We start from the raw sequence: 21,269 nt of genomic DNA, 5'->3' as shown, positions 1-21,269 counted from the left end.
CGACGGCTCACGCGCCGCCGCATCCCGGGGACGGGGAGGCCCACGGAAGGGCTTGGGGAGGACCTCCCCGTCCGACGGCCGAAGCGGCGTCCATGGAAGGAGGTCGCGGCGTCGTCCGTCGACGAAGCTACGTCCGCGGGGCCGGCGCGGATGTCAGAGCCGCTGCAGGCTGCCGCTGGCGACCACCGGTCCGTCCGGCGCGTCGATCGCCGGCGTATGTCCCGGCTGTTCCATGGAGACCGCGACCTGCGCGGCTTGACCGGCGAGATCGTGCACAACGCCGCTGAGGGTGTGCCGCGAGGTGGCCGAGCCGTCGATGGCGCCCACCAGCCGCACGCCGCCTTCCGGCATCAGAAGCCAAAGGTGCGGAACCCGCGGATCGCCGTGCATCTTGTCGGTCGGCGCAAGATAGAGCTCGCCCGTGGCCGGGTCGTAGGCCAGGGTCATGGCCACGCCGCCGTCTTCCAGCGTCAGGGTGGCCACGCGCGTGATCGGCGCCGGGACCGGGGCCTGGACCACGGGCTCGGGCCGCACGATCAGGAAGATCACGGCGGCCAGACTGGCTGCCAGGGCGGCCGTCGAGCCGACGGCCCAGCGGCGCCAGAAGCGCAGGGCGGGTCCCTGATCGTTGGCCGCGCCGGTCACGGCGTCGACGCGAGGCCAGACGCCGCCGCCCGGCTCCGCGGGCGCGATCTCGTCCGCGAGGACTCCAAACCTCTCGTCCCAGTCCTCGACGCGGCGGGCGAAGGCAGGATCGGCTGCGGCGCGCGCGCGCGCAGCCGCTTCCTCGACCTCCGACAGGACGCGCAGGGACAGTTCCGCCGCCAGGGCGTCTTCGTCTTCGGCGGGGGTCAGCGGGGAGTCGGTCATCGTTCCAGACAGGCCCTGAGGCGCAGCAGGCCGCGGCGGATCCAGCTCTTCATCGTGCCCAGCGGCGTGCCTTCGGCGGCCGCGAGCTGCTCATAGGTCGCGCCCTGGAAGAAGGCGGTTCGGATGGCCGTCGAGGTGCGAACGTCCAGTTCGTCGAGACAGCCGGCCAGGCGCAAGGCCTCCTGCTTGCCCGCGACCAGGTCGTCGGCGGACGCGCCGTCGTCGGCGAGGTCGAAGGCCTCGTCGACCGGCACGGCCTTGCGCAGGGCCGCGCCCGAGCGGAGCCGGTCGATCGACCGGTTGCGGGCGATCGTCACCAGCCACGTGATCGGGCTGGCGCGCGCGGCGTCGAAAGCTCCGGCCTTGTTCCACACGGCGACGTAGGTTTCCTGCAAGACGTCCTCGGCGAGCTGTCTGTCGGACAAGATACGCAGGCAGACGCCCATCAGCTTCGCGGAGGTCGATTCGTAGACGCGGCGGAAGGCCGCGCGGTCGCCCTGTCCGACGCGCGACAACGCCGCGCTGAGCTCGTCACGGGTCAGGCTGACGCTCAATTCCACCCCCTGCAGCCGCACTCGGGCCCCGGAACGACTTGGCCGCTCGACAGGGCGGCCGTCAAGCGGGAGCGTCAGTCGTGCAGGTAGATGACGCGCTTCAACTTGCGGTCGGCGCGCACCTTTTCGACATGACGATCGTGCTCGCCACTGGCGCGCGCGTCGGCATAGGATCCCTCCACCCAGTGGGTGCTTTCGATGTGGGACTGGAGCGCCCTGGCGGCGAGGAGGTGACCGGGGAACAGCACGTCGACGACGCTGGGCACGAAGTCGAGGAATGGCACCTCGCCGACCGCCGTCGTGGCGCTGTCGAGGCCGAGATAACCGAGCATCTGCACGATCGTGCCGGCCGGCGCCTTCGCCTTGACCGCCTGGACCAGCAGCCAGCCCGCCGCCCCGACCGTGTAGGCGGTGCCGACTACGGGAATCCAGGTCAGGAGGCCGTCCAGACCGATGCCGAAGGGCCCGACGCCGATCGCCCGGTCCGACGTCTTCTTCAGACGGTCGACATTCAGCCAGATCTTCTCGATATCGGCGATGCTGCGGCGCGCCATGCGTCCCGGTCTCCCTGCCCGCCGGCCGAAACGCCCAAGCTCGAGCGCCGTTCACCATGTCACGTTTTCACGTTCGCGCGCAGATCGTTCTGGTCACCCTGGCGACCGCCGCGGCGCTCGGCCCCCTGCTGGGCATCGCCCTGGCGGACCTGAGCGGGATCGGCCACCGCTGGTTTGACCTCGCCGCCCAGTTCTCCGCGCCCGCCGCGGTCGGCGCGCTGATCGTCACCGCCGGATTCGCCCTGCTGCGCTGGAGAGTTCCCGTGCTGGCCGGAGCGGTCACGGCGGCCCTGTGCGCCGTCGCGGCCGCCCCGCAGGCCTTCACCGGAATGCCGCGGCCCGACGAGGACGCACCCTCGATCCGGCTGTATTCGGCCAACCTGTATGCGGGCAACGCCGACGTCGAGGCGATCCGCGCCAGCCTGAAGGAGGCGCGGCCGGACCTCGTCTTGCTGATCGAGGCCGGGGATGAGGTCCATGCCGCGCTGGACGACGTCCTGGACGGCCTGCCGCATCGCCACGTCTCGCCGCGCGTGGCCTGGCGCGGCTTCGGTGCACGAACCGTGATCGCCTCGCGCTGGCCGCTGGAGGCCATGCGCACCGACCCGCGCGTCCACGTCTTCAGCGCGGTGACGCGCACCCCGCTGGGACGGCTCGACCTTTCGGGCGTCCACCTGACGCGCCCCTGGCCCTACCAGGTTCAGTGGGAGCAGATCCGCCAGGCGGAGATCGCGGCGCGCGTCCCCGGCGCGCCGGGCCTTCCGCGGATCGCGGCCGGCGACTTCAACAGCGTGCCCGACGCCCGTATCGGCAGGATCTTCGCCGCAGGCAGCGGACTCCGGCCGGCTCCCGCGTTTCCCGGAACCTGGCCTGCCGCCCTGCCTTCCGCGTTGGGCGTCGGCATCGACAACGTCTGGGTCAGCGAGGGCCTCACCGTGACCGAGCGCCGCCTGGGCCGGCCCAACGGCTCCGATCACCGGCCGGTCGTCACCGTCCTGAGCCGCGCACGGCGCTGACCGCGGCGGCGAGGCGTTCGGCCGTTCCGTCCGCCGGGAAGTCGTCGGCGATCCACGATCGCTCGAACGCAAGCAGGACGGCGCCCGTCTCCGGCCCCGGAGCGACGCCGAGGCGCGCCACGTCCTTGCCCCCGACCGGCAGCCGGGGCGGCGTCCAGTCGCGGGCGACCGCGAGGGTGACGGCGGCGGCGGGCGCGTCGGGCGACTTCAACGCCCGGTCCTGGGCCGCCAGCGGGCCGATTGCATGCACCAGCCGGCGGGCGGCCCTTGGGTCGGCCGACGGCAACGACAGAGGCTCGGCCGCGTCCTCAAGCCGTTTCCACGCCGCCCGGGGCAGGCGCAGACGGCGCGCGGCCGCGGCCACGAAGACGCGGTCGTCGGGCCAGAGGGCCGAAAGGCGCAACAAGGGATCGGCCGAGCGAGCCTGCACGGCGACGAAGCGGTCCAGGTCCCCCTCCGACCCCAGCACGCGGGTCAGAACGCCGGCGACGGCCATGGCGCGGACGGCCTCCGTCGGATCCGGCGCGGCCAGAAGTTTCAGCAACTCGGACGACACGCGCTCGGCGGAAAGGCGGTCGACGCCTTCCGCCATGGCGGCGCAGGCGTCGAGGCCGTCAGGGTCAGGCCGATCATGGCCGAACCAGGCGAAGAAGCGGAAGAAGCGCAGGATGCGCAGGTGGTCCTCTTCGATCCGGCGACGCGCGTCGCCAACGAAGACGACGCGGCCCGCCCGAGCGTCGGCGACGCCCTCGCCGGTGGGGTCGAACACCTCTCCGTGGCGATCGGCATAGAGGGCGTTCAGGCGGAAGTCGCGTCGGCGCGCGTCCTCGGTCCAGTCGTCGGTGAAGGCCACCACCGCTCGACGCCCGTCGGTGGCCAGGTCGCGGCGGAGGGTGGTGACCTCGAACGGGCGACCCGCGCTGACGGCCGTGACGGTCCCGTGCTCAACTCCCGTCGGCACGGCCTTGAGGCCCGCAGCCTTCAGCGCCTCGATCACCCGCGGCGGCTCGAGGGTCGTGGCCAGATCGACGTCGCCGCCCTCGCGCGCCAGCAGAGCGTCGCGCACGCAGCCGCCGACGAATCGAACGCAGCCCTCGCCCCCCTCCGCCGTCAGCGCGTCGACGACGGCCACCGCGGCAGGGTCGGTGAGCCAGGGGGCGGCAAGCCGGATCACGCCGCACGCTCAGCGGCTGCGCGTCCCAGTCGCGACGCCAGACCGACGATCATTCCGGCGGTCGCGCCCCAGACGAGCCGGTCGTGCCAGTCGATGGACCAGAAATGCCGCCGCACGCCGTTCAGGTCATAGTGGTCGCGGCGACGGTTGGCCGGATCCGCCAGGTGTGCCCACGGCACGTGGAAGACCTCCGCCACCTCCGCCGGAGACGGGCTCAGTTCGGGCAAGGGAGCCACCCAGGCGACCACGGGGGTCACAAGATAGCCGGTGCCCGTGCGATAGCGGTCTCCCAGTCCCAGCGGACGGACCGCGGCGGGCGGCAGGCCGATCTCCTCCCAGGCCTCTCGCACCGCCGCCTCGGCCGGCCCTTCGCCGGGATCCAGGCGGCCGCCGGGAAAGGCGATCTGGCCGGTATGCCGCGCCAGGGTGTCCGCCCGGCGCGTGAGAGTCAGGCTCGGGCCCCGTTCGCCCGGAGTGAAGGCGACCAGCACGGCGGCCTCCGCAGGCGCGCCCGGCTGAGGCTCCATGCCGGGGTTGAGATCGTAGTCCGACCCCCCGGCGACCTCGTCGGCCCTCCATCCCTCGATGGGCAGGAGCACGCGCGCGAGTTGATCCGGGGTCATGCCCCCACCTCCACCGCGCCCAGATCATGCGCCTGACCGCCCGTACGCAGGATCAGCCGTCCGTTCTCGACCTTCGCGGCCTCGACCAGTTCGTAGAACACGGCTCGGGTGATCCGGGCCCAGAGATCTCCCCTCACCAGAACGCGCGGCGCCGGTTGGTCGTCCGGGCCGCGATCGACGACCATCGGGTGCTCCGCGTCCACCGTGACGTCGTCGCCCATGTCGGTCGTGAACCTCAGCGCATCGCCGCGGTCCGCGGCCACGGCCCGGAAAGGCAGGTCCTCAACCTGGATCGACAGCTTCTCCATCGGGGTGACGAGGCAGTGGCCGTCGGGGTCCTTGCGCAGAACCGTCGAGAACAGCCGGACCAGCTCCGGACGGCGGATCGGCGCGCCTTCGTGCATCCACGTGCCGTCGGCGCGGATCACGATGTCGATGCGGCCGCAGTTCGGCGGATTCCACAGGTGGACGGGCGGCACTCCGCGGGGCTTCGCGGCGTCCGCGAGGCGGTCGAGGGCGTCGGGGGGCGGGCCGTCCGTCATGGGAGAAAGCTAGGCTCAGTCGCGCCGGCTGCAAACCGTCAGTCGCGCAGCCCGATGACGGCGCCCGCCGGAGCCTCCACCGAGATCGGGCGCCACAGCAGGCGGCGCGGATCCACCGGACCGGGCATCGCGGCGCCCGAAAGCTCAAGGAAGCCGAACCGGCCGAAGAAGGGCAGGTCCCCGACCAGCAGGACGCCCGCCACGCCCTCGCGCGCGGCGCATTCGAGGCTGGCCTCGACCAGGGCGGCGCCGAGGCCGGCCCTCCGCTCGGTGGCGTCCACCGCGATGGGGCCGAGGAAAAGGGCCCGCGTCTCGCCCACGCGGATGCGCCAGAGGCGGACGGAGCCGATCACGCGGCCGTCATGGCGGACCACGAGGCCGCAAGCCGGCGACGACGTCTCGCGCAGCCGTTCGGCCGTCTTGGCGTGACGCCCGGGACCGAAGGCGGAGTCGACCAGGGCGGTCACCTGACCGGCGTCGGCGGGGGTCTCCGGTTCGACCGGGGGAAGGTTGGCGGGCGCGGGCTGAGCGGACATGGGCGCGCGCCTTTACGCCCGCGCCGATCCGCCTGCAATCGGGATCAGCCGAAGTTGGGCGCGCGCTTCTGGCTGAAGGCCATGAAGGCCTCCATCGCCTCCGGGCTGCGCATCTGCGCTCCGAACGCCTCACCCTCCGCCTGCATCAGCGTCCAAAGGCGCTCGGCGTCGCGCATGAGGGCCTTGGTCTTGCGGATGGAGTTGGGGGCGCGGGCCGCGAGCTTCTCCGCCAGCTCCCTCGCGACGACCTCGACCTGTTCGGCCGGGACGGCGCGGTTGGCCAGACCCCAGGTCAGGGCCGTCCGGCCGTCGATCGGCTCGCCGAGGGCGAACACCTCGAAGGCGCGCTGGTGTCCCAGCACATGCGGGAGCAGCATCGACGACGCGGCCTCGGGCGCCAGCGCCAGGTTGACGAAGGGCGCCGACAGCAGGGCGTCTTCCGCCACCACAACCATGTCGCAGTGCAGCAGAAGGGTCAGACCGATGCCGACCGCGCGCCCGCGCACGGCGGCGACCGCGGGCTTGTCCAGATCGGCCAGGGCCTTGAGGAAATGGAATACCGGAGCGTCCGTCAGCTGCCCCTCGCCGGAGGCCCCGATGGCGATGAAATCCGCGATGTCGTTTCCCGCGGAGAAGCTGTCGCCCTCGCCCCGGAACAGGATCACCCGCACGGCGTCGTCGTCGCGGGCGCGACGCGTCGCCTCGGCCAGGGCGGCGTACATGGCCTGGGTGATGGCGTTCTTCTTCTCCGGGCGCGACAGGGCGACGGTCAGGACGCCGTCGGTCAGTTCGGTGCGGACGTGGTCGGTCACGAGGCGTCTCCGGTCAGGACGGTCCAGCGGTCTGCGCCGTCTTCGTCCGGCGCTCGCCGGACACGGCCCTGCCGCTCAAGGTGGTTGAGATGGGCGATCGCCTCGCCGGTGGCCATGCCCAGCAGGCCGTCTCCCACCGGACGGCCGAAGAGGGTCGCGAACACGTCGACGGCGCGACACGGCTCCTTGAGTCGGCGCTCGAGCCGCTTCAGCGACGTGGCGTGACCGCGGGCAAGGGCGTCCAGACGCGCATGCACGCCCCGGAAAGGTTCGCCGTGGGAGGGCAGAACCAGCAGGTCGGGAGGCAGAAGGCCTCGCAATTTCGCGATCGAAGCCAGCCAGTCGCCGAGCGGATCGGCAGCGGGCTCGGTCGGCCACACTGAGACGTTCGAGGAGATGCGCGGCAGAATCTGGTCGCCGGCGACGAAGACCCCGTCGCGTTCGCGCCAGAGGCAGACGTGCTCCGGGCTGTGGCCGTCGCCGACCACCACGCGCCAGACGTCGCCCCCGATTTCGACTTCGTCGCCGTCGGACAGTCGGACGTAGGTCGCCGGCAGAGCCTCGACGGCCGAGCCGAAACGCCCGTAGGCCTTGCGCCAGCCCTCGATCTGATCGTGGCTCCAGCCGGCGCGCCGGTAGAAGTCGGCGCCCGTCTCGGGGGCCGGCCCGACGTCGGCGATCAGCATGCGGCCGGTGACGTATTCCAACCGGGACATCAGAAGGGGCGCGTCGAAGCGGTCGCACAGCCAGCCGGCCAGACCGATGTGGTCGGGGTGCATGTGGGTGCAGATCACCCGCGTCACGGGCCGCCCGCCCAGAGGGCCGGACAACGCGGCCTCCCAGGCCTCCAGAGAACCCGGAGTCCGCAATCCCGCATCGACGATCGTCCAGCCGTCGCCGTCCGCGATGGCCCAAACGTTCACATGATCCAGCGCCATCGGCAGAGGAAGACGCATCCACAGAACGTCGGGGGCCACCTCGACGGCACGGCCGGCGCCGGGAATATGCGTGAAGGGATACGACAGGCTGCGTTCGCCCTCGCCCGTCGAGCCGCCGTCAGCCACTGTGCGTCTCCAAAAACAACCCGCTCACATAAGCCGATGCGGCTTGCCGCGTCCAGACACGGACATGCCCGCGCCTTGACCCTGCCGCATCCACAGGTCATCCCTGTCGGCTGGTCATTCAGAGGTTCCCCATGTTGAAATCCCTCGCAGTCGCAGCGGCGCTCGGCCTGCTGGCGGCGACCCCCGTCGCGGCGCAGAGCGTCGACGGCCGGTCCGTCTACGACACCGTTCCGCAACCTGGTGACGAGCCCGTGGTTCAAGGTCGTCGGGAAACCTCCGCTTCGCGTCTGCGGGATCGGGAGCGCAGCGAGATGCGCGACGCCGCCGCCGGCCAGCCCACCAAGGAGATGGTGATGGCTGAGGTCACGCCTCTCGCCGCCGCCGCCGCGCCCTCCTGCCAGCCGACGGACGCGGCCTTGCTCGGCGCGCGCGAGGACGGCGTCCGTCTCTACGAGATCGCCTGCGCCACCGGCCCCGGCTACGTCATCGAGGCCGCGGCCGCGGGTCCGAAAGCGCACGATTGCGTGTTGCAATGGAGCTTCGGCGTTCTGGCCCGCGAGGCCGACCCCGCCGCCAACGTCGGCCTGCAATGCGCGCTGCCGGGCAACCAGAATCCGACCCAGGTGATCGCGGGCTACGGCCGCGAGCTGGGCCTGAACTGCGAGGTCGACCAGGCCGTGGCGACCGCCGTCGACGTCTATGAGATCGGCTGCGCCGGTCGCGACGGCTGGCGTCTGGAAAAGTCCGCTGCCGGCTGGTCGTCGACGGAATGCTGGCAGTTCGCGCTGCGGACGGACGGCACGTGCCGCTACACCAGCCGCGAGGAAAGCGCGGCGGAGTGGCCCAAGCTCGTGGCCGGCAGCGACGCCGCGGCCTGCCAGATCGAGGACGTGGCGTGGATGGGCGACAACGCCGAGCGCGGCTCGTTCTATGAGCTGAAGTGCTCGTCCGGCGAAGGCGTGATCGTGCGCTTCAAGGACGGCGCGGCGCAGCAGACCTACTCCTGCATCGACGCCCAGCAGATCTTCCGCAAGCCGTGCAGCCTGACGCCGACCGAGGCGCCCGCCGCCGCGCCGGCGCCCTCGGGCGGTCGCGCCTGATCTGAATCGATCACATACGGGGGCTCACACCCCCTTCCGATAGGGGCCGACGCGGACTAGCGTCGGCCCCTATGCGCATCGCCACGTGGAACGTGAACTCGGTCAACGCCCGTCTGCCCACCGTGCTGGCGTGGCTGGAGGCCGCCCAGCCCGACGTGGTCGGCTTCCAGGAGATCAAATGCCTGGACGAGAAGTTCCCGCGCGAGGCCTTCGAGACTCTGGGCTACAACGTCGAGACCCACGGGCAGAAGACCTACAACGGCGTCGCCCTGCTCTCGAAATTTCCGATGTCCGACCTCCGACGCGGCCTGCCGGGTGAAGACCGGTCGGGCGTCGAGGTGGACGGACCTCAGTCACGCTACGTCGAGGCGCTGATAGAAAGCCCGCGCCCCGTGCGCGTCGGGTGCCTCTATCTGCCCAACGGCAATCCGGTCGACACGCCCAAGTTCGCCTACAAGCTGGACTGGTTCGGGCGGCTTCACGCCCATGCCGCCGACCTGCTGAAGCAGGAGGAGGCCTTCACCCTGATGGGCGACTACAACGTCATCCCGACGCCGGACGATGCGAAGAACCCCGCCGCCTGGGTGACCGACGCCCTGTTCCAGCCGGAAAGCCGTGCGGCGTTCCGCGCCCTGAAGGGTCTGGGCCTGTACGACGCCGGCGAGCTGGGCCGCCAGCCGCCGGGGGCCTACACCTTCTGGGACTATCAGGCCGGCGCCTGGCAGCGCGACCACGGCATCCGCATCGACTTCCACCTGCTGTCGCCGCAGGCGGCCGACCGCTTCAGGGCTGTTGAGACGCACCGGGACGCGCGCGACATGGACAAGCCGTCGGACCACGTGCCGGTCGTCGTCGAGCTGGAGGACTGAGCCTTGGGCGAGGCGATCCGGCTGTTCCTGCTGGTCGCCCTGGTCGCGGCGGCCGGCACCACGGGGGTGCTGGGCCTCGCCTGGTGGATGGAGCCGGAGCGCCGGATGCGCCGCGCCATGCTGAAGTCGCTGGGCGCGCCGGCGGAGACCGAGGCCTATTCCGCCGCGGAGGGGCGCGCGGCCGGGCTGGACTTCGAGGGAGGGCAGATCGCCGTGCTGTGGGATCGGGGAGGATCCGGCCTCGTCTACGCGTTCGAGGAGATCGAGGGCGGCGAGGTGATCGTGGACGGCCACGTCCTGGCCCGCGTGCGGCGCGGCGAGGCGCGGAAATCGCTGGACGTCCTGGCACCGGATGCGGAGCAGGTGGTGCTGCGCCTCATGTTCGCCGACGCCCGGCACCCGGAGTTCGAACTGGACCTGTGGAACGTGACGTCGCCGACGCAGACCGGGTCGCCCGCCGAGGCGCTGCGGCTGGGGCGGCGCTGGCTGTCGCACCTCGAGGCCCTGCTGCGCGGTTGAGCGGGGGAACGGCGGGCGTTAGAAGCGCGCTTCCCTTCCGCCTCCCCTGCCGAGAATTCCCGTGGCCCGTCTGTTCGACGCCTACATCATCGCCGACTGGACCGCCGCCGAAGGCAAGAAGCTGGGCGACAACTCCGTCTGGATCGGCGTCGCCAAGCGGGACGTGCGCTTCCGCCTCTATTGCGAGACGCACAACGTCGCGACGCGGGCGGAGGGCGAAAAGCTGATCGCCGACCTGCTCGCCGACCACCGCAAACGCGGTGACCGCGTGTTGCTGGGGTTCGACTTCAATCTCGGTTATCCCGCGGGCACGGCGAAACGGCTGGGGCTGGACGGCACGCCGTGGTCGGCCATGTGGAAATTCGTGGCCACGAACGTCGTGGACAAGGCCGACAACACCAACAACCGCTATCAGGTCGCGGCGAAGATGAACCGGCTGATGACCGACGCCGCATGGCCGTTCTGGGGCGCGCCGGCCAAGCAGACCCAGCGCTGGCTGACGGCCACCAAGCCGCCGGAGGGTTCGGGCGACATGCCGGAGTTCCGCGCCACCGAACTGGCGGTCAGGAAGAGCAGGCTGCAGCCCAAGAGCGTCTGGCAGATGCACGGCGCGGGCGCCGTCGGGGGCCAGACCCTGGTGGGCATCGCCGCAGTGCGGCGGCTGATGGACAGGCTGGGCGAGAGCGCCGCCGTCTGGCCGTTCGGCACGGGCTGGCGCAAGCTGGACGTCTCCGACGTGGAGCCACTGTCGACCCTGATCGTCGAGGTCTGGCCGTCGATGTGGGACGCCAGGGCGAACCCGGGCGAATTCAAGGACCAGGCGCAGGTCCGGGCGACCGCCGAACACCTCGCGCAGATGGATGAAGCGGGCACGCTGTCGACCGCCTTCGCGCCTCCCAAGGGGGCGTCCGGGGACCTGATCGCCAAAGTGGAAGGCGAAGAGGGCTGGATCCTCGGCGCCTGACCGGCGTCAGTCTTCCCGCACGAAGTCCTGGGCGAACTCCGGGGCGGCGTCGTCGAGGTCCAGCAGGTCCTCGCCGTCCTCGCTGGCGCCCGGCTGGGGCACTTCGAAGCCGGCCGGGATGGCGAAGTCCAGCAGGCCGGCCGCCTTCATGTCCTGCAGCCCCGGGAGGTCGGCCAGGCTGGCCAGACCGAAATGCTCCAGGAAGCGGTCGGCGGTGCCGTAGGTGACCGGCCGGCCGGGCGTGCGGCGGCGGCCGCGCAGGCGGACGAAGCCCATCTCCAGCAGCAGGTCCAGCGTGCCCTTGGACAGGGAGACGCCGCGCACGCTCTCGATCTCGGCGCGCGTGCAAGGCTGGTGGTAGGCGATGATGGCCAGGGTCTCCAGCGCCGCACGCGAGAGCTTGCGCGGTTCGTCGCGCTCCTCCGTCATCAGAAAGCCGAGGTCGGGCGCGGTGGCGAAGCGCCAGCGGTCGGCGACGCATTCCAGCCGCACCCCGCGGTCGCCGTAGCGGTCCTTCAGCGCCATCAGGGCCGCCGTGACGTCGGCCCCTTCCGGCAAACGACGGGACAGGTCGGCGGCCGACAGGGGCGCGGCGGCCGCGAACAGCAGCGCCTCGACCCGGCGTTCGATCTCCGCCTCGTCGGGCTGAAACTTCAAATCGGTCACGGCGTCAGCTCCAGCGGCAGGCCCTTGCCGCGCCGCTTGACGTAGAGGTCGGCGAAGATCGCCTCCTGCCGCACGTCCATGGCCCCTTCCTTCACCAGTTCCAGCCCCGCCGACAGGGTGGAGGCCAGATAGCTGGCGCGGCTGGGACCGCCGGGATCGTCCGGGTCGGCGTCGGGAGCGACGGCGGTCAGCGGCGTCCATTGCTGCACCGTCGGCAGGCGGGCGCGCAGCCAGTCGCGCGCCGCCTCCAGCGGATAGGCCTCGATGCGCTGGCCGGGCGTGTACTGCCGCCGGGCCTCGCGCCGGCGCTGGGAGACGTAGGCGCTCATCAGTCCGTACAGGTCGGCGTCGATCCGGTCGGACGGGATGATCACCGTCGCCTCCGGATCGCCACGCGTGAAGATCTCGCGGCCCAGCACGGGCCGCTGCGTCAGCGTCTCGCCCGCCTTGCGGATGGCCTCCAGCTTGCGCAGCCGAAAGGCCAGGGCGGCGGCCAATTCCTCGGCAGGCACGTCGCCGTCCTTCTCCTTCTCCGCGCGCGGAATCAACAGCTTCGACTTCAGGAAGGCCAGCCAGCTGGCCATGACGAGGTAGTCGGCGGCCAAGGCGAAGTTGCGCCGCCGCGCCTCCTGCACGAAGGCCAGGTACTGCTCGGCCAAGGTGGTGATCGACAGCTTCAGCAGATCGACCTTCTGCGCCCGGGCCAAGGCCAGAAGGACGTGAAGCGGGCCTTCGTAGCCCTCCAGATCGACCACGAAGGCGTCCGCGGCGTCGGCCTGTTCGACGGCGGTGAAGTCCAGATTGGGCTGGAAGGCCTCGGTCACGACTGCGCCTCCCCCACGTCCGGCCCCTTGGCCGCTTCCAGCCGGCCCGCCAGCAGGGCGGCGAAGCGCGACCGGGCCTCGCGCTCGTCCAGCGGCTCCGGCGTGTGGACGATGCGGGCAAGCGCGGCGGACGCGCGTCTTGCCGACTTGCCCTGCAGCTTGCCGACGCCGGCGGCGACCTGCTTCATCTCGGACATGTCGCCGTTCCAATGAACCACGGCGTCGCAGCCCGCCTTCAACGCCGCCTCGGCCCTTTCCGTCAGCGTGCCGGACAGGGCGTTCATGACCAGATCGTCGGACAGCAGCAGGCCTTGGAAGCCCAGATGCTCGCGCATCAGCTTCACCGCCTTCTTCGACGTCGTGGCCGGACGCTTCGGGTCGATGGCGGTGAAGACGACGTGCGCCGACATGGCGATCGGCATGTCGGACAGCGCCTTGAAGGGCGCGAAGTCCCAGGCGTCCAGGGCGTCGAAGTCGGCGTGGACGGTCGGCAGCTCCTTGTGGCTGTCGGCGAAGGCGCGACCGTGGCCGGGCATGTGCTTGACGACCGGCAGCACGCCACCCGCCAGCAGCCCCTCGGCCGCTGCGCGGCCCAGCTGGGCCACCGTCGCGGGATCGCGGCCATAGGCGCGGTCGCCGATGATGTCGTGGGCCCCGGGCACCGGCACGTCCAGGACCGGCACGCAGTCGACGTTGACGCCGACGGCCTTCAGGTCGTGCGCCATCAGCCGCGCGCCCAGCCGGGCCAGTTCGCGGGCGGCCAAGGGGTCGTTCGTCGCCTTCAGATAGGCCTCGCCCGGCGGATATTTCTGCCAGTGCGGCGGCCCCATGCGCTGGACCCGACCGCCCTCCTGATCGATCAGGATCGGGGCCTCCCTGCCCACGGCCGCGCGCAGGGCGTCGGTGAGGCGTCGCACCTGATCGGGCGACTCGACGTTGCGCCGGAACAGAATGAAGCCCCAGGGATCGGCGTCCGCGAAGAAGGCCGCCTCCTCGCGCCCGAGCTCCGGCCCGGCGCAGCCGAGGATCATGGCGGTGCTCATGCCCGTCTCCCCGGAATGGCGCGCGCGCTCAGCTGGAACCTCAGCGGACGATGCAGTCGCCGCCGGCGGCGCGGATTCCCCCGCACAGGGCGCGGGCGTTCTCGGTCGTCAGGCCGGTGATCGAGGTCCGGTACAGGGTCGAGCCGCCGGACGACGTCACCTCCTGCACACGCTTGCCGGCGCCGCCCGTCAGCTGGGGATAGCGGGCGACGGTCGCGGCCCACTGCTGGTCGGCCTGACCCGGCGTGGAGAAGGCGCCGATCTGGACGCTGGCTGAGCCGGTCGCGGCGGGCGGCGGGGACTCGGTCTTGGCTGGAGGGACCTCCTTGGCAGGCGGCGGGGTTTCCGTCTTCGGTTCCGGGCGCGGGCGCACCGTCTCCGGCGGCGGGGCATAGGTGGGCGCCGTGTCGGGGGCGACCGCCTCGTCATAGACGTCGATGCCCTCGGCCGGGTCGATCGGCTGGGCGTCGGCGGGCGCTTCGACCTTCAGGTCGCCGACGGGGGTGCCGACGGTCGGCGGCGCGTCCTCGGACCCGCGCGGGCCGGCGCGGTAGTACAGGATCACCGCCACGATCAGGACCAGCAGAACGCCGGCGCTGACCAGCAGGGTCACCGGCGGGGCCTTGCCCCCTCCCCCACCGGCGCGGCCGCGAGGGTCGTAGCCGCCGCGGCGGAAGGCCAGGTCGTCGTCGGTAGGCGGGGTATAGGCCCCCCGGTCCTGGCGGTGCGGATCTTCGTGCGACATGGCGGCCTCGCTGGCGGTCCGGGCGAATCGAATGCGCGGGCTTCGATCTTAGCCCCGCGCGGACACCTTTCGCATCACAGATCGAGGGCCAGATCGAGGCTGAACAGCCGCTTGTGCTCCTCGATGGCGTAGCGATCGGTCATGCCGGCGATGTAGTCGCAGACGGCGCGAGCCTTGCGGACCTCGTCGCCGCCGAGCGCCTTGCCCGACCATTCCGGCGGCATGACCTCCGGCTCGGCCATGAACAACTCGAACATTTCAGCGAGGATGCGGCGGGCCTGACTGCGGGTCCGATTCACGCGGTAGTGGCGGTACATCCGCTCGAACAGGTGCTTCCTGAGCACGGCGAGGTCGACCAGCATGGCCGGCGAGAAGGCGACGACGGTCCGGCCGGCCGCACGGACGTCTTTGACCGTCTCGATGCCGTCCGCCGCCAGTCGGGCCTCGGTTTCGGCCAGCACGTCCTCGACCATGACGCCGATCATGCGGCGCACGGCCTCGAGCCGCACCATGCGGTCGTCCAGGTCGGGCCAGTCCCGGCGCGTGGCCAGCAACTGCGGGCCGATCAGCGGCACGGTTTCCAGTTCGGCGAGGCTGAGAAGCCCTGCCTGCACGCCGTCGTCGACGTCGTGGTTGTTGTAGGCGATGTCGTCCGCGATGGCGGCCGCCTGGGCCTCCAGCGAGGCGAAGCCGCCCGGCTCGACGTCCCATTGGCGGTGATAGTCCCGGATCGGCGCCCACGCCGGCTCCTCCAGCCGGTGTGCGATCGGGCCGTTATGCTTGATGACCCCCTCGACCGTCTCCCACGACAGGTTCAGGCCCTTGAAGGCGGGGTACCGCTCCTCAAGCTTGGTCACGACACGGAAGGTCTGGACGTTGTGATCGAAGCCGCCGAAACCCGCCATGCAGGCCTGTAATTCATCCTCGCCCGCGTGGCCGAAGGGCGGATGGCCCAGATCGTGGGCCAAGGCCACGGTCTCGGCGAGATCAGTGTCCAGCCGGAGCGCATGTGCCAGGGAACGGGCGATCTGGGCCACCTCAAGCGAATGGGTCAGGCGCGTGCGGTAGTGATCGCCCTCGTGCGCGACGAAGACCTGGGTCTTCTCCTTCAGCCTGCGGAAGGCGGTGCAGTGGATGATGCGGTCACGGTCGCGGGCGAAGGCGGTCCGGGTGCGGCTGATCGGCTCCGGAACGAGACGCCCGCGCGAGGCGGCGACGGTCTCGGCGTAGGGAGCAAGGCGACGGTCTGAAGTGCTCAAGGGGTCTGCGCCGATGACGGCGGGCCTTTCCGAACGCCCGCCTGCGCCTCATATAGACCGGCGTGAGCACCGTCCAATCCACAGATTTCCGCATCGAACCAGCTCGCGGCGCCACGCCGGAGGTGACGCTGACCGCCGCCGCCGCCGCGCGGCTGGACAGGCTGTCCGAGCAGCGGGGTCGGCCGCTGATGCTGCGCGTGGCGGTGGACGGCGGCGGCTGCTCCGGGTTCCAGTACCGGTTCGAACTCGTCGAACGGGCCGAGCCCGACGACCTGAGGATCGAAGCCGACGGTCGCGCGGCGCTGGTCGACCCGGTGTCGCTGCCCTTTCTGGTCGGCTCGGCCGTGGATTTCGTCGATGATCTGGGCGGGGCGCAATTCGTGGTGCGCAATCCGAACGCGGCTTCGAGCTGCGGCTGCGGGGTCAGTTTCTCGATCTGAGTTGACTTAGGCACATTCCTAATTAGTCTTTCGCCTATGAACGACCTGTTCAAGGCCCTGTCCCATCCCGTGCGGCGCCGCATAGTCGACATGCTGCGCAAGGGACCGCTGACCTCCGGCGAGATCGCCGACGCGTTCGACCTGAGCTGGCCGACGGTGACCGGGCATCTGAATGCGCTCAAGGCCGCGCACCTCATCTCGGCGGAGCGGCACGGGACGTCCATCCGCTACCGCCTTGAGATTTCCGCCGTCGAAGAGGGCCTCGCCTTCATGCTTGCCGTGCTGGAAGCGGCGAGGGCCTTGACCCCCGAAAGCAAGGAGAGGCCCGATGAGCGGCAGACGACTGCATCCAGCTGACATCGCCACGGCCCTGTCCGCGTCGGGGATGGCGGCGGCCGCGGCATGCATCGCCCTGGCGGGGCCTGCGCGCAGCCTGCCGATCCATTACGGCTGGGACGGCACGGCGGACGCCTTCGGCACGCGGGGGACCGTGGCCTTCATGCTGGGCCTGCTGGCCTTCCTCACCGCGGCGTTGGGAATGGGCATGGGGATCGCCGCGCGCGGCGCCGTCGACGCGTCCCGAGCCCGCGCCCTGCGCGCCGGGCAGCTGCTGATCCTCGTCTCGCTGACGGCCGTGGCGGTGCTGGCGACGACCGCCAGCCTCACGGGCGTGACCAACGTCGCGGACGAGGCGCCGACGGCCGCCCTGGGCCTGATGCTGTTGCTCATCGGCGCGGTCGTCGGGCGGGTGGGCCCGAACCCGATTGCGGGCGTCCGCACCCCGTGGGCGCTGAAGAGCCGGCTGGCGTGGGACCGCTCCAATCGGCTGGCGGGACGTCTGCTCAGCCTGATCGGTCTGTCGGCGCTCATCGCGGCCCCGTTCGCCCCGCAGCCGCTGGCCTTCCAGGTCGTGATCGCCGCCGTTCTGCTGGCGGCCGCCGCCGCAGTCTTCGAGAGCTGGCGGGTCTGGGACAAGGATCCCGACCGCCAGCCGTTCTGATCCGCCGGCCAAGGAGCCCGCCATGCTGAGCCTCGCCCTCGCCGCCGCCCTGACCCTGAGCGACCCGACCGCGACGCCGGTGCAGGTCGACAGTCCGCTGGCCCCGCTCCACGGCACGCTGCTGACGCCGGAGGGAGGGACGCGCGCCGCAGCGGTGATCATCGCCGGTTCCGGTCCCACCGACCGCGACGGCAACAGCCCTCTGGGCGTGTCGGCGGGCTCCTATCGGCTGCTGGCCGAGGGATTGGCCGAGCACGGCGTGGCGACCGTGCGGTACGACAAGCGCGGGGCGGGAGAGAGCGTCGCGGCGTTGGGGAACGAGGCCGACCTGCGGTTCGAACACATGGTCGACGACGCCCTCGCCTTCGCCGCGGAGGCGCGAGCGCGGACCGGTCAGGACTGCGTCTGGCTGATCGGGCACAGCGAGGGGACGGGCATCGCCCAGATGGCGGCGGCGCGCAGCCCGGAGGGCATCTGCGGGATGGTGCTGCTGGCCGGGATGGGGCGACGTCCGCGGGCGATACTGGAGGAGCAGCTGGGGGCGCAGTTGCCCGAGCCGCTGAAGACCCAGACCTTCGACGCCCTGGCGCGGCTGGAGGCGGGCGAGCTGGTCGCCGACACGCCGCCGGCGTTGGCGGCGCTGCTGCGGCCCTCGGTGCAGCCCTTCCTGATCGGCCTGCTGGCGCTGGATCCCGCCGCGTTGATCTCGGCGTATGAGGGGCCGGTGTTCATCGGCCAGGGCGCGACGGACATCCAGACGACCGTCGAGGACGCCCGGGCCCTGAAGGCGGCGCGGCCCGACGCCACCCTGGTGATCTGGGAGGGCGTCAACCACCTGCTGAAGGTCGCGCCGGCCGAGCGCGCGGCGAACATCGCCACCTATTCGAACCCCCGCCTGCCGCTGGCGGACGGTGTGGTCGAGGACGTGGCGGGCTTCATCCTCAGCCCGCGCTGAGAGTTTCCATGAACCTCACCGGGCGGCCATGGGCCGTACCGATCAGTTCACCGTCCTGCATGACATGTCGGCCGCGGATGATGGTGGCCATGGGCCAGCCCCTGGCCTCAAAGCCGTCGAAGGGGGTCCAGCCGCAGCGGCTGGCCTGCCGCTCGTGCGTGATGACGCGCCGGGCGTTCAGATCGACGAGGGTCAGATCGGCGTCGTAGCCCTCGGCCATGCGGCCCTTGCCGGCCGTGCCGAAGACGCGCTGGGCGCCGGCGCTGGTCAGGTCGATGAAGCGTTCCAGCGTCATGCGGCCCTCGGCGACGTGGGTCAGCATGACGGGGACCAGCGTCTGCACGCCCGGCATGCCCGACGGCGAGGCAGGATAGGGCCGCGCCTTTTCCTCCAGCGTGTGCGGCGCATGGTCGGACCCGAGGACGTCGACGACGCCTTGCTGGATGCCGCGCCACAGGCCGTCGATGTGCGGCCGGTTGCGGATCGGCGGGTTCATCTGGGCTAGGGCCTTCAGCCGCGCATAGGCCTCGTCGCCGTCGAGCGTCAGGTGCTGGGGCGTGACCTCCACCGTCGCCACGTCGCGGTGGTGAGCGAGGAATTCGATCTCCTGAGCCGTCGACACGTGCAGCACGTGGATGCGGGCGCCGGTCTCGCGCGCCAGCCGCACCAGACGCTCGGTCGACTGGATGGCCGACTGGGCGTCGCGCACCTCCGGATGGCTGGTCCAGTCGCCGGTGCGGGCCAGTTCGCGGCGTTCGGCCAGACGGTATTCATCCTCGGAATGGAAGGTGGCGCGGCGGCGGACGTTGGACAGCACCTGCCGCACGCCGTCGTCGTCGGCGATCAGCAGGTCGCCGGTCGAGGCGCCCATGAAGACCTTCACGCCGCAGCACCCGGGCAGGCGCTCCAGCTCGTTCAGGTGGTCAGCATTGGCGTGGGTGCCGCCGACGTAAAAGGCGTGGTCGGTCCACATCCGGTCCCGGGCCCGGGCCAGCTTGTCGGCGAGCGTGTCCGGGTCGGTCGTGTTGGGATTGGTGTTCGGCATTTCGAACACCGCGACGACTCCCCCGAGCGCCGCCGCACGGCTGCCGGTCTCGAGGTCTTCCTTCCACTCCAGCCCCGGCTCGCGGAAGTGGACCTGGGTGTCGATGACGCCGGGCAGGACGGTCAGGCCGCTCGCGTCCACCACCTCGCCCGCCGAGGCCTGGGAAAGGTCGCCGATGAAGGCGATCTTGCCCTCGCGCACGCCGACGTCGGCCATGCCGCGCCCGGAGTGGTTGGCCACCTCGCCGCCGCGGACGATGAGGTCGTAGGTCTGGGTCATCCGGTCCGCTCCAGCCGCTTCACGGCGGCCTTGAACACCCTGTCGGCGGGCAGGTCCAGCAGATGCTGGATGGCCTGGTCCAGGCGCGGGTCGATGGCGCGGTATTCGTCCATGGTGCGCGGGCCGCGGCAGACGACCTCGCCGAAGGGGCCGCGCACGGCTTCGTCGGAGGGGCCGAAGACGGCGACGACGGGGGCGCCGGCGGCCACGGCCAGCTGGGTCCAAAGGCTGTCGCCGCCCAGCACCAGCGCGGCGCGGGACAGGGCGGCGCAGGTCTGGAGCCGCGTCAGATGGCGGGTCTCCATGGTGCGCTTCAGCGGCGCGGCCATGCGCAGGGCCGTGCGCGTCTCACCGTCCAGATCGTCGCCGACGATCAGCAGGCGGCCTCCGGCCAGCGGACCGTCGTCGGCCAGCAGACGGGTGGCGACCTTCACGTAGCGGTCGGTGGGCCAGACCTTGCCGATCCAGTCGGCGGTCGGGGCGACGGCGAGAATGCGCCCCTCCCCCTTGGCCAGCAGAGCGTCGGCGGCGGCGCGGGTCTCGTCGCCGAGGAAGAGGCGCGGCCGGGGCGTCTCGTCCAGTTGCAGGGTGCGGGCGGCGGTCGCGGCGGCGTGCTCGCCCGGCTCGGGCTTCACGCGGACGGCGCGCTTCTGGCGCTTCAGGCGGGCCGACAGCTCGGTGCCGCGCATGTCGACGACGAGACCCCAGCGGCGATCGCGGACCTGGCCCCAGAGCTTCAGCCAGTCGAGGCGTCCCTCCCGCTCCAGCACGATCAGCCGGTCGAGACCGGGCAGGTCGGCGAACAGGGGCGCGGACTGGGGCGAGCCGACGACGGTGACGCGGGCGCCGGGCATGGCGTCGACCACGTGCGCCAAGGCGCCCGAGGACAGGACGGCCTCGGTGGGGTCGGCCTCGGCGACGTAGAGGATGGGAAAGCCCGCCATTTGCCGACCGTATACGGATTCTCGCGGTTTCACGGGGGCGGGGGAGCGACTATCTGGGGACGCATGAGCCTGAAGATCGCCCGACTTGAGGACCGCGCCGTCGTCGCCGTGACGGGTCCGGACGCGCGGTCGTTCCTGCACGGCCTGCTGACCCAAGACGTGCTGACGCTGGCGCCGGGCAAGGTTCGGTTCGGGGCGTTTCTGTCACCGCCCGGCCGGCTGATGTGGGATCTGTTCCTGTGGGGCGCGGAGGACGGCGTACTGCTGGACGTGGCTGCGGATCGGCGCGACGCGCTGGTGACGAAACTGACGATGCACCGGTTGAGGGCACAGGTGACGATCGCGGCGGAGGGCACTCCGGTCGCCGTCTGCTGGGAGGGCATGGCGGAAGGGTTCGCGCCCGATCCCCGGCTGGCGGCGCTGGGCGGGCGACGGCTTGGGGAGGCGGAGGCGACCGCGAGCGCCGACGACTGGCAGGCGCACCGGCTGACGCTGGGCGTACCGGACCCGGATCGTGATTGCGGCATGGATCGAACCTATCCGATCGAGGCGAACTTCGACGTGCTGAACGGCATCGACTTCCAGAAGGGCTGCTTCGTGGGCCAGGAGACGACCTCGCGGATGAAACGGCGCGGCGCGATCAGGAGCCGGATGCTGCCGCTGACGTTCGACGGACCGACGCCGGCCGAGGGCGCTGAGGTGCTGACGGAGGCCGGGCTGCGCGCCGGTCAGGTGCTGACGGGCCGCCCTGGCCGGGCGATGGCTCTGCTGCGGCTGGATCGCCTCGACGGGCCGCTGACGGTGGACGGCCGGGCGGTGGCGGTCGAGCGGCCGGGCTGGCTGGGCTGAAGGCACGACTTTCGGCTCCGTCG

The 21,269-nt window shown here is 71.4% G+C and carries 26 protein-coding genes; 10 read left to right on the top strand and 16 right to left on the bottom strand.

Annotated features, from left to right (window positions below):
* Positions 1-153 precede the first annotated feature (153 nt).
* From EFJ44_RS08110 to EFJ44_RS08100, 3 genes are all read right to left on the bottom strand, one after another.
* Positions 154-870, bottom strand: a complete 717-nt coding sequence (locus EFJ44_RS08110; RefSeq protein WP_125256680.1) for an anti-sigma factor — start codon at positions 868-870, stop codon at positions 154-156.
* Positions 867-1,424 (bottom strand): sigma-70 family RNA polymerase sigma factor, encoded by a 558-nt coding sequence (locus EFJ44_RS08105; RefSeq protein WP_125256679.1) that lies wholly within the window; start codon positions 1,422-1,424, stop codon positions 867-869. The genes EFJ44_RS08110 and EFJ44_RS08105 overlap by 4 nt, the downstream gene beginning before the upstream one ends.
* A 74-nt stretch (positions 1,425-1,498) precedes the next feature.
* Positions 1,499-1,978 (bottom strand): DUF4112 domain-containing protein, encoded by a 480-nt coding sequence (locus tag EFJ44_RS08100; RefSeq protein ID WP_125256678.1) that lies wholly within the window; start codon positions 1,976-1,978, stop codon positions 1,499-1,501.
* Between the two features lie 56 nt (positions 1,979-2,034).
* On the opposite strand from EFJ44_RS08100, the gene EFJ44_RS08095 reads away from it, so the two are divergent.
* Positions 2,035-2,994, top strand: a complete 960-nt coding sequence (locus EFJ44_RS08095) for an endonuclease/exonuclease/phosphatase family protein (protein WP_125256677.1) — start codon at positions 2,035-2,037, stop codon at positions 2,992-2,994.
* Here EFJ44_RS08095 and EFJ44_RS08090 read toward each other — a convergent pair.
* Genes EFJ44_RS08090 through EFJ44_RS08065 form a run of 6 tightly spaced genes read right to left on the bottom strand, consistent with a single transcriptional unit; the run spans position 2,966 to position 7,745 of the window.
* Positions 2,966-4,168 (bottom strand): CCA tRNA nucleotidyltransferase, encoded by a 1,203-nt coding sequence (locus EFJ44_RS08090; RefSeq protein WP_125256676.1) that lies wholly within the window; start codon positions 4,166-4,168, stop codon positions 2,966-2,968. The genes EFJ44_RS08095 and EFJ44_RS08090 overlap by 29 nt on opposite strands.
* Positions 4,165-4,791 (bottom strand): NUDIX hydrolase, encoded by a 627-nt coding sequence (locus EFJ44_RS08085; RefSeq protein WP_125256675.1) that lies wholly within the window; start codon positions 4,789-4,791, stop codon positions 4,165-4,167. The genes EFJ44_RS08090 and EFJ44_RS08085 overlap by 4 nt, the downstream gene beginning before the upstream one ends.
* On the bottom strand, positions 4,788-5,333 hold the full coding sequence (locus EFJ44_RS08080) for a DUF1285 domain-containing protein (RefSeq protein ID WP_125256674.1): 546 nt from the start codon (positions 5,331-5,333) through the stop codon (positions 4,788-4,790). Before EFJ44_RS08080 ends, EFJ44_RS08085 begins: the two co-directional genes overlap by 4 nt.
* Positions 5,334-5,371: 38 nt before the next feature.
* Positions 5,372-5,869, bottom strand: coding sequence for a GNAT family N-acetyltransferase (locus EFJ44_RS08075; RefSeq protein ID WP_125256673.1), 498 nt, complete (start codon positions 5,867-5,869; stop codon positions 5,372-5,374).
* Between the two features lie 44 nt (positions 5,870-5,913).
* A complete protein-coding gene (locus EFJ44_RS08070) occupies positions 5,914-6,681 on the bottom strand; it encodes an enoyl-CoA hydratase (RefSeq protein WP_125256672.1) in 768 nt (255 codons plus the stop codon).
* Complete coding sequence (locus EFJ44_RS08065) at positions 6,678-7,745, bottom strand: MBL fold metallo-hydrolase (RefSeq protein ID WP_241209719.1); 1,068 nt, start codon at positions 7,743-7,745, stop codon at positions 6,678-6,680. Before EFJ44_RS08065 ends, EFJ44_RS08070 begins: the two co-directional genes overlap by 4 nt.
* 131 nt (positions 7,746-7,876) lie before the next feature.
* Between EFJ44_RS08065 and EFJ44_RS08060 the strand changes: the two genes are divergently transcribed.
* The 4 genes from EFJ44_RS08060 to EFJ44_RS08045 all read left to right on the top strand — a co-directional run bounded on the left by EFJ44_RS08060 (position 7,877) and on the right by EFJ44_RS08045 (position 11,197).
* On the top strand, positions 7,877-8,845 hold the full coding sequence (locus EFJ44_RS08060; protein WP_125256671.1) for a hypothetical protein: 969 nt from the start codon (positions 7,877-7,879) through the stop codon (positions 8,843-8,845).
* 71 nt (positions 8,846-8,916) lie between these two features.
* Positions 8,917-9,714, top strand: a complete 798-nt coding sequence (gene xth / locus EFJ44_RS08055; protein WP_125256670.1) for an exodeoxyribonuclease III — start codon at positions 8,917-8,919, stop codon at positions 9,712-9,714.
* A gap of 3 nt (positions 9,715-9,717) precedes the next feature.
* Complete coding sequence (locus EFJ44_RS08050; protein WP_125256669.1) at positions 9,718-10,233, top strand: hypothetical protein; 516 nt, start codon at positions 9,718-9,720, stop codon at positions 10,231-10,233.
* Between the two features lie 61 nt (positions 10,234-10,294).
* On the top strand, positions 10,295-11,197 hold the full coding sequence (locus EFJ44_RS08045; RefSeq protein ID WP_125256668.1) for a cobalamin biosynthesis protein CbiG: 903 nt from the start codon (positions 10,295-10,297) through the stop codon (positions 11,195-11,197).
* A gap of 6 nt (positions 11,198-11,203) precedes the next feature.
* Here EFJ44_RS08045 and scpB read toward each other — a convergent pair whose 3' ends face one another.
* From scpB to EFJ44_RS08020, 5 genes are all read right to left on the bottom strand, one after another.
* Positions 11,204-11,863 carry an SMC-Scp complex subunit ScpB gene (gene scpB, locus EFJ44_RS08040; RefSeq protein WP_125256667.1) on the bottom strand — a complete coding sequence of 220 codons (660 nt, stop codon included), beginning with the start codon at positions 11,861-11,863 and terminating at the stop codon, positions 11,204-11,206.
* Positions 11,860-12,687 (bottom strand): segregation and condensation protein A, encoded by an 828-nt coding sequence (locus EFJ44_RS08035; RefSeq protein ID WP_125256666.1) that lies wholly within the window; start codon positions 12,685-12,687, stop codon positions 11,860-11,862. The genes scpB and EFJ44_RS08035 overlap by 4 nt, the downstream gene beginning before the upstream one ends.
* Positions 12,684-13,730 (bottom strand): beta-N-acetylhexosaminidase, encoded by a 1,047-nt coding sequence (gene nagZ / locus EFJ44_RS08030; protein ID WP_125256665.1) that lies wholly within the window; start codon positions 13,728-13,730, stop codon positions 12,684-12,686. Before nagZ ends, EFJ44_RS08035 begins: the two co-directional genes overlap by 4 nt.
* A 40-nt stretch (positions 13,731-13,770) precedes the next feature.
* Positions 13,771-14,475 carry an SPOR domain-containing protein gene (locus EFJ44_RS08025; RefSeq protein WP_125256664.1) on the bottom strand — a complete coding sequence of 235 codons (705 nt, stop codon included), beginning with the start codon at positions 14,473-14,475 and terminating at the stop codon, positions 13,771-13,773.
* A gap of 74 nt (positions 14,476-14,549) precedes the next feature.
* The gene (locus EFJ44_RS08020; RefSeq protein ID WP_125256663.1) at positions 14,550-15,734 is read right to left on the bottom strand and encodes a deoxyguanosinetriphosphate triphosphohydrolase; all 1,185 of its coding nucleotides are present in this window, start codon (positions 15,732-15,734) and stop codon (positions 14,550-14,552) included.
* Between the two features lie 122 nt (positions 15,735-15,856).
* Between EFJ44_RS08020 and erpA the strand changes: the two genes are divergently transcribed.
* Genes erpA through EFJ44_RS08000 form a run of 4 tightly spaced genes read left to right on the top strand, consistent with a single transcriptional unit; the run spans position 15,857 to position 18,129 of the window.
* Positions 15,857-16,174 (top strand): iron-sulfur cluster insertion protein ErpA, encoded by a 318-nt coding sequence (gene erpA / locus EFJ44_RS08015; RefSeq protein WP_420897387.1) that lies wholly within the window; start codon positions 15,857-15,859, stop codon positions 16,172-16,174.
* 36 nt (positions 16,175-16,210) lie between these two features.
* Positions 16,211-16,531, top strand: coding sequence for a metalloregulator ArsR/SmtB family transcription factor (locus EFJ44_RS08010; RefSeq protein WP_125256661.1), 321 nt, complete (start codon positions 16,211-16,213; stop codon positions 16,529-16,531).
* Positions 16,503-17,174 carry an SdpI family protein gene (locus EFJ44_RS08005; protein WP_125256660.1) on the top strand — a complete coding sequence of 224 codons (672 nt, stop codon included), beginning with the start codon at positions 16,503-16,505 and terminating at the stop codon, positions 17,172-17,174. Before EFJ44_RS08010 ends, EFJ44_RS08005 begins: the two co-directional genes overlap by 29 nt.
* A 22-nt stretch (positions 17,175-17,196) precedes the next feature.
* Positions 17,197-18,129, top strand: coding sequence for an alpha/beta hydrolase (locus tag EFJ44_RS08000; RefSeq protein WP_125256659.1), 933 nt, complete (start codon positions 17,197-17,199; stop codon positions 18,127-18,129).
* Here the strand turns inward: EFJ44_RS08000 and EFJ44_RS07995 are convergent.
* Both EFJ44_RS07995 and EFJ44_RS07990 read right to left on the bottom strand, forming a co-directional pair.
* Positions 18,116-19,453: a dihydroorotase gene (locus EFJ44_RS07995; protein WP_125256658.1), complete on the bottom strand. Its 1,338-nt coding sequence runs from the start codon at positions 19,451-19,453 to the stop codon at positions 18,116-18,118. The two genes, EFJ44_RS08000 and EFJ44_RS07995, sit on opposite strands and share 14 nt — an antisense overlap.
* On the bottom strand, positions 19,450-20,397 hold the full coding sequence (locus EFJ44_RS07990) for a glycosyltransferase family 9 protein (protein ID WP_125256657.1): 948 nt from the start codon (positions 20,395-20,397) through the stop codon (positions 19,450-19,452). The genes EFJ44_RS07995 and EFJ44_RS07990 overlap by 4 nt, the downstream gene beginning before the upstream one ends.
* Positions 20,398-20,460: 63 nt before the next feature.
* On the opposite strand from EFJ44_RS07990, the gene ygfZ reads away from it, so the two are divergent.
* On the top strand, positions 20,461-21,246 hold the full coding sequence (ygfZ, locus tag EFJ44_RS07985) for a CAF17-like 4Fe-4S cluster assembly/insertion protein YgfZ (protein WP_125256656.1): 786 nt from the start codon (positions 20,461-20,463) through the stop codon (positions 21,244-21,246).
* The last annotated feature ends 23 nt before the right edge of the window (positions 21,247-21,269 follow it).

The sequence above is a fragment of the Brevundimonas fluminis genome (assembly GCF_003934285.1).
Lineage (GTDB): Bacteria > Pseudomonadota > Alphaproteobacteria > Caulobacterales > Caulobacteraceae > Brevundimonas > Brevundimonas fluminis.
Note: the sequence above shows the minus strand (reverse complement) of the source record. Positions and strands in the feature narration are given on the sequence as shown.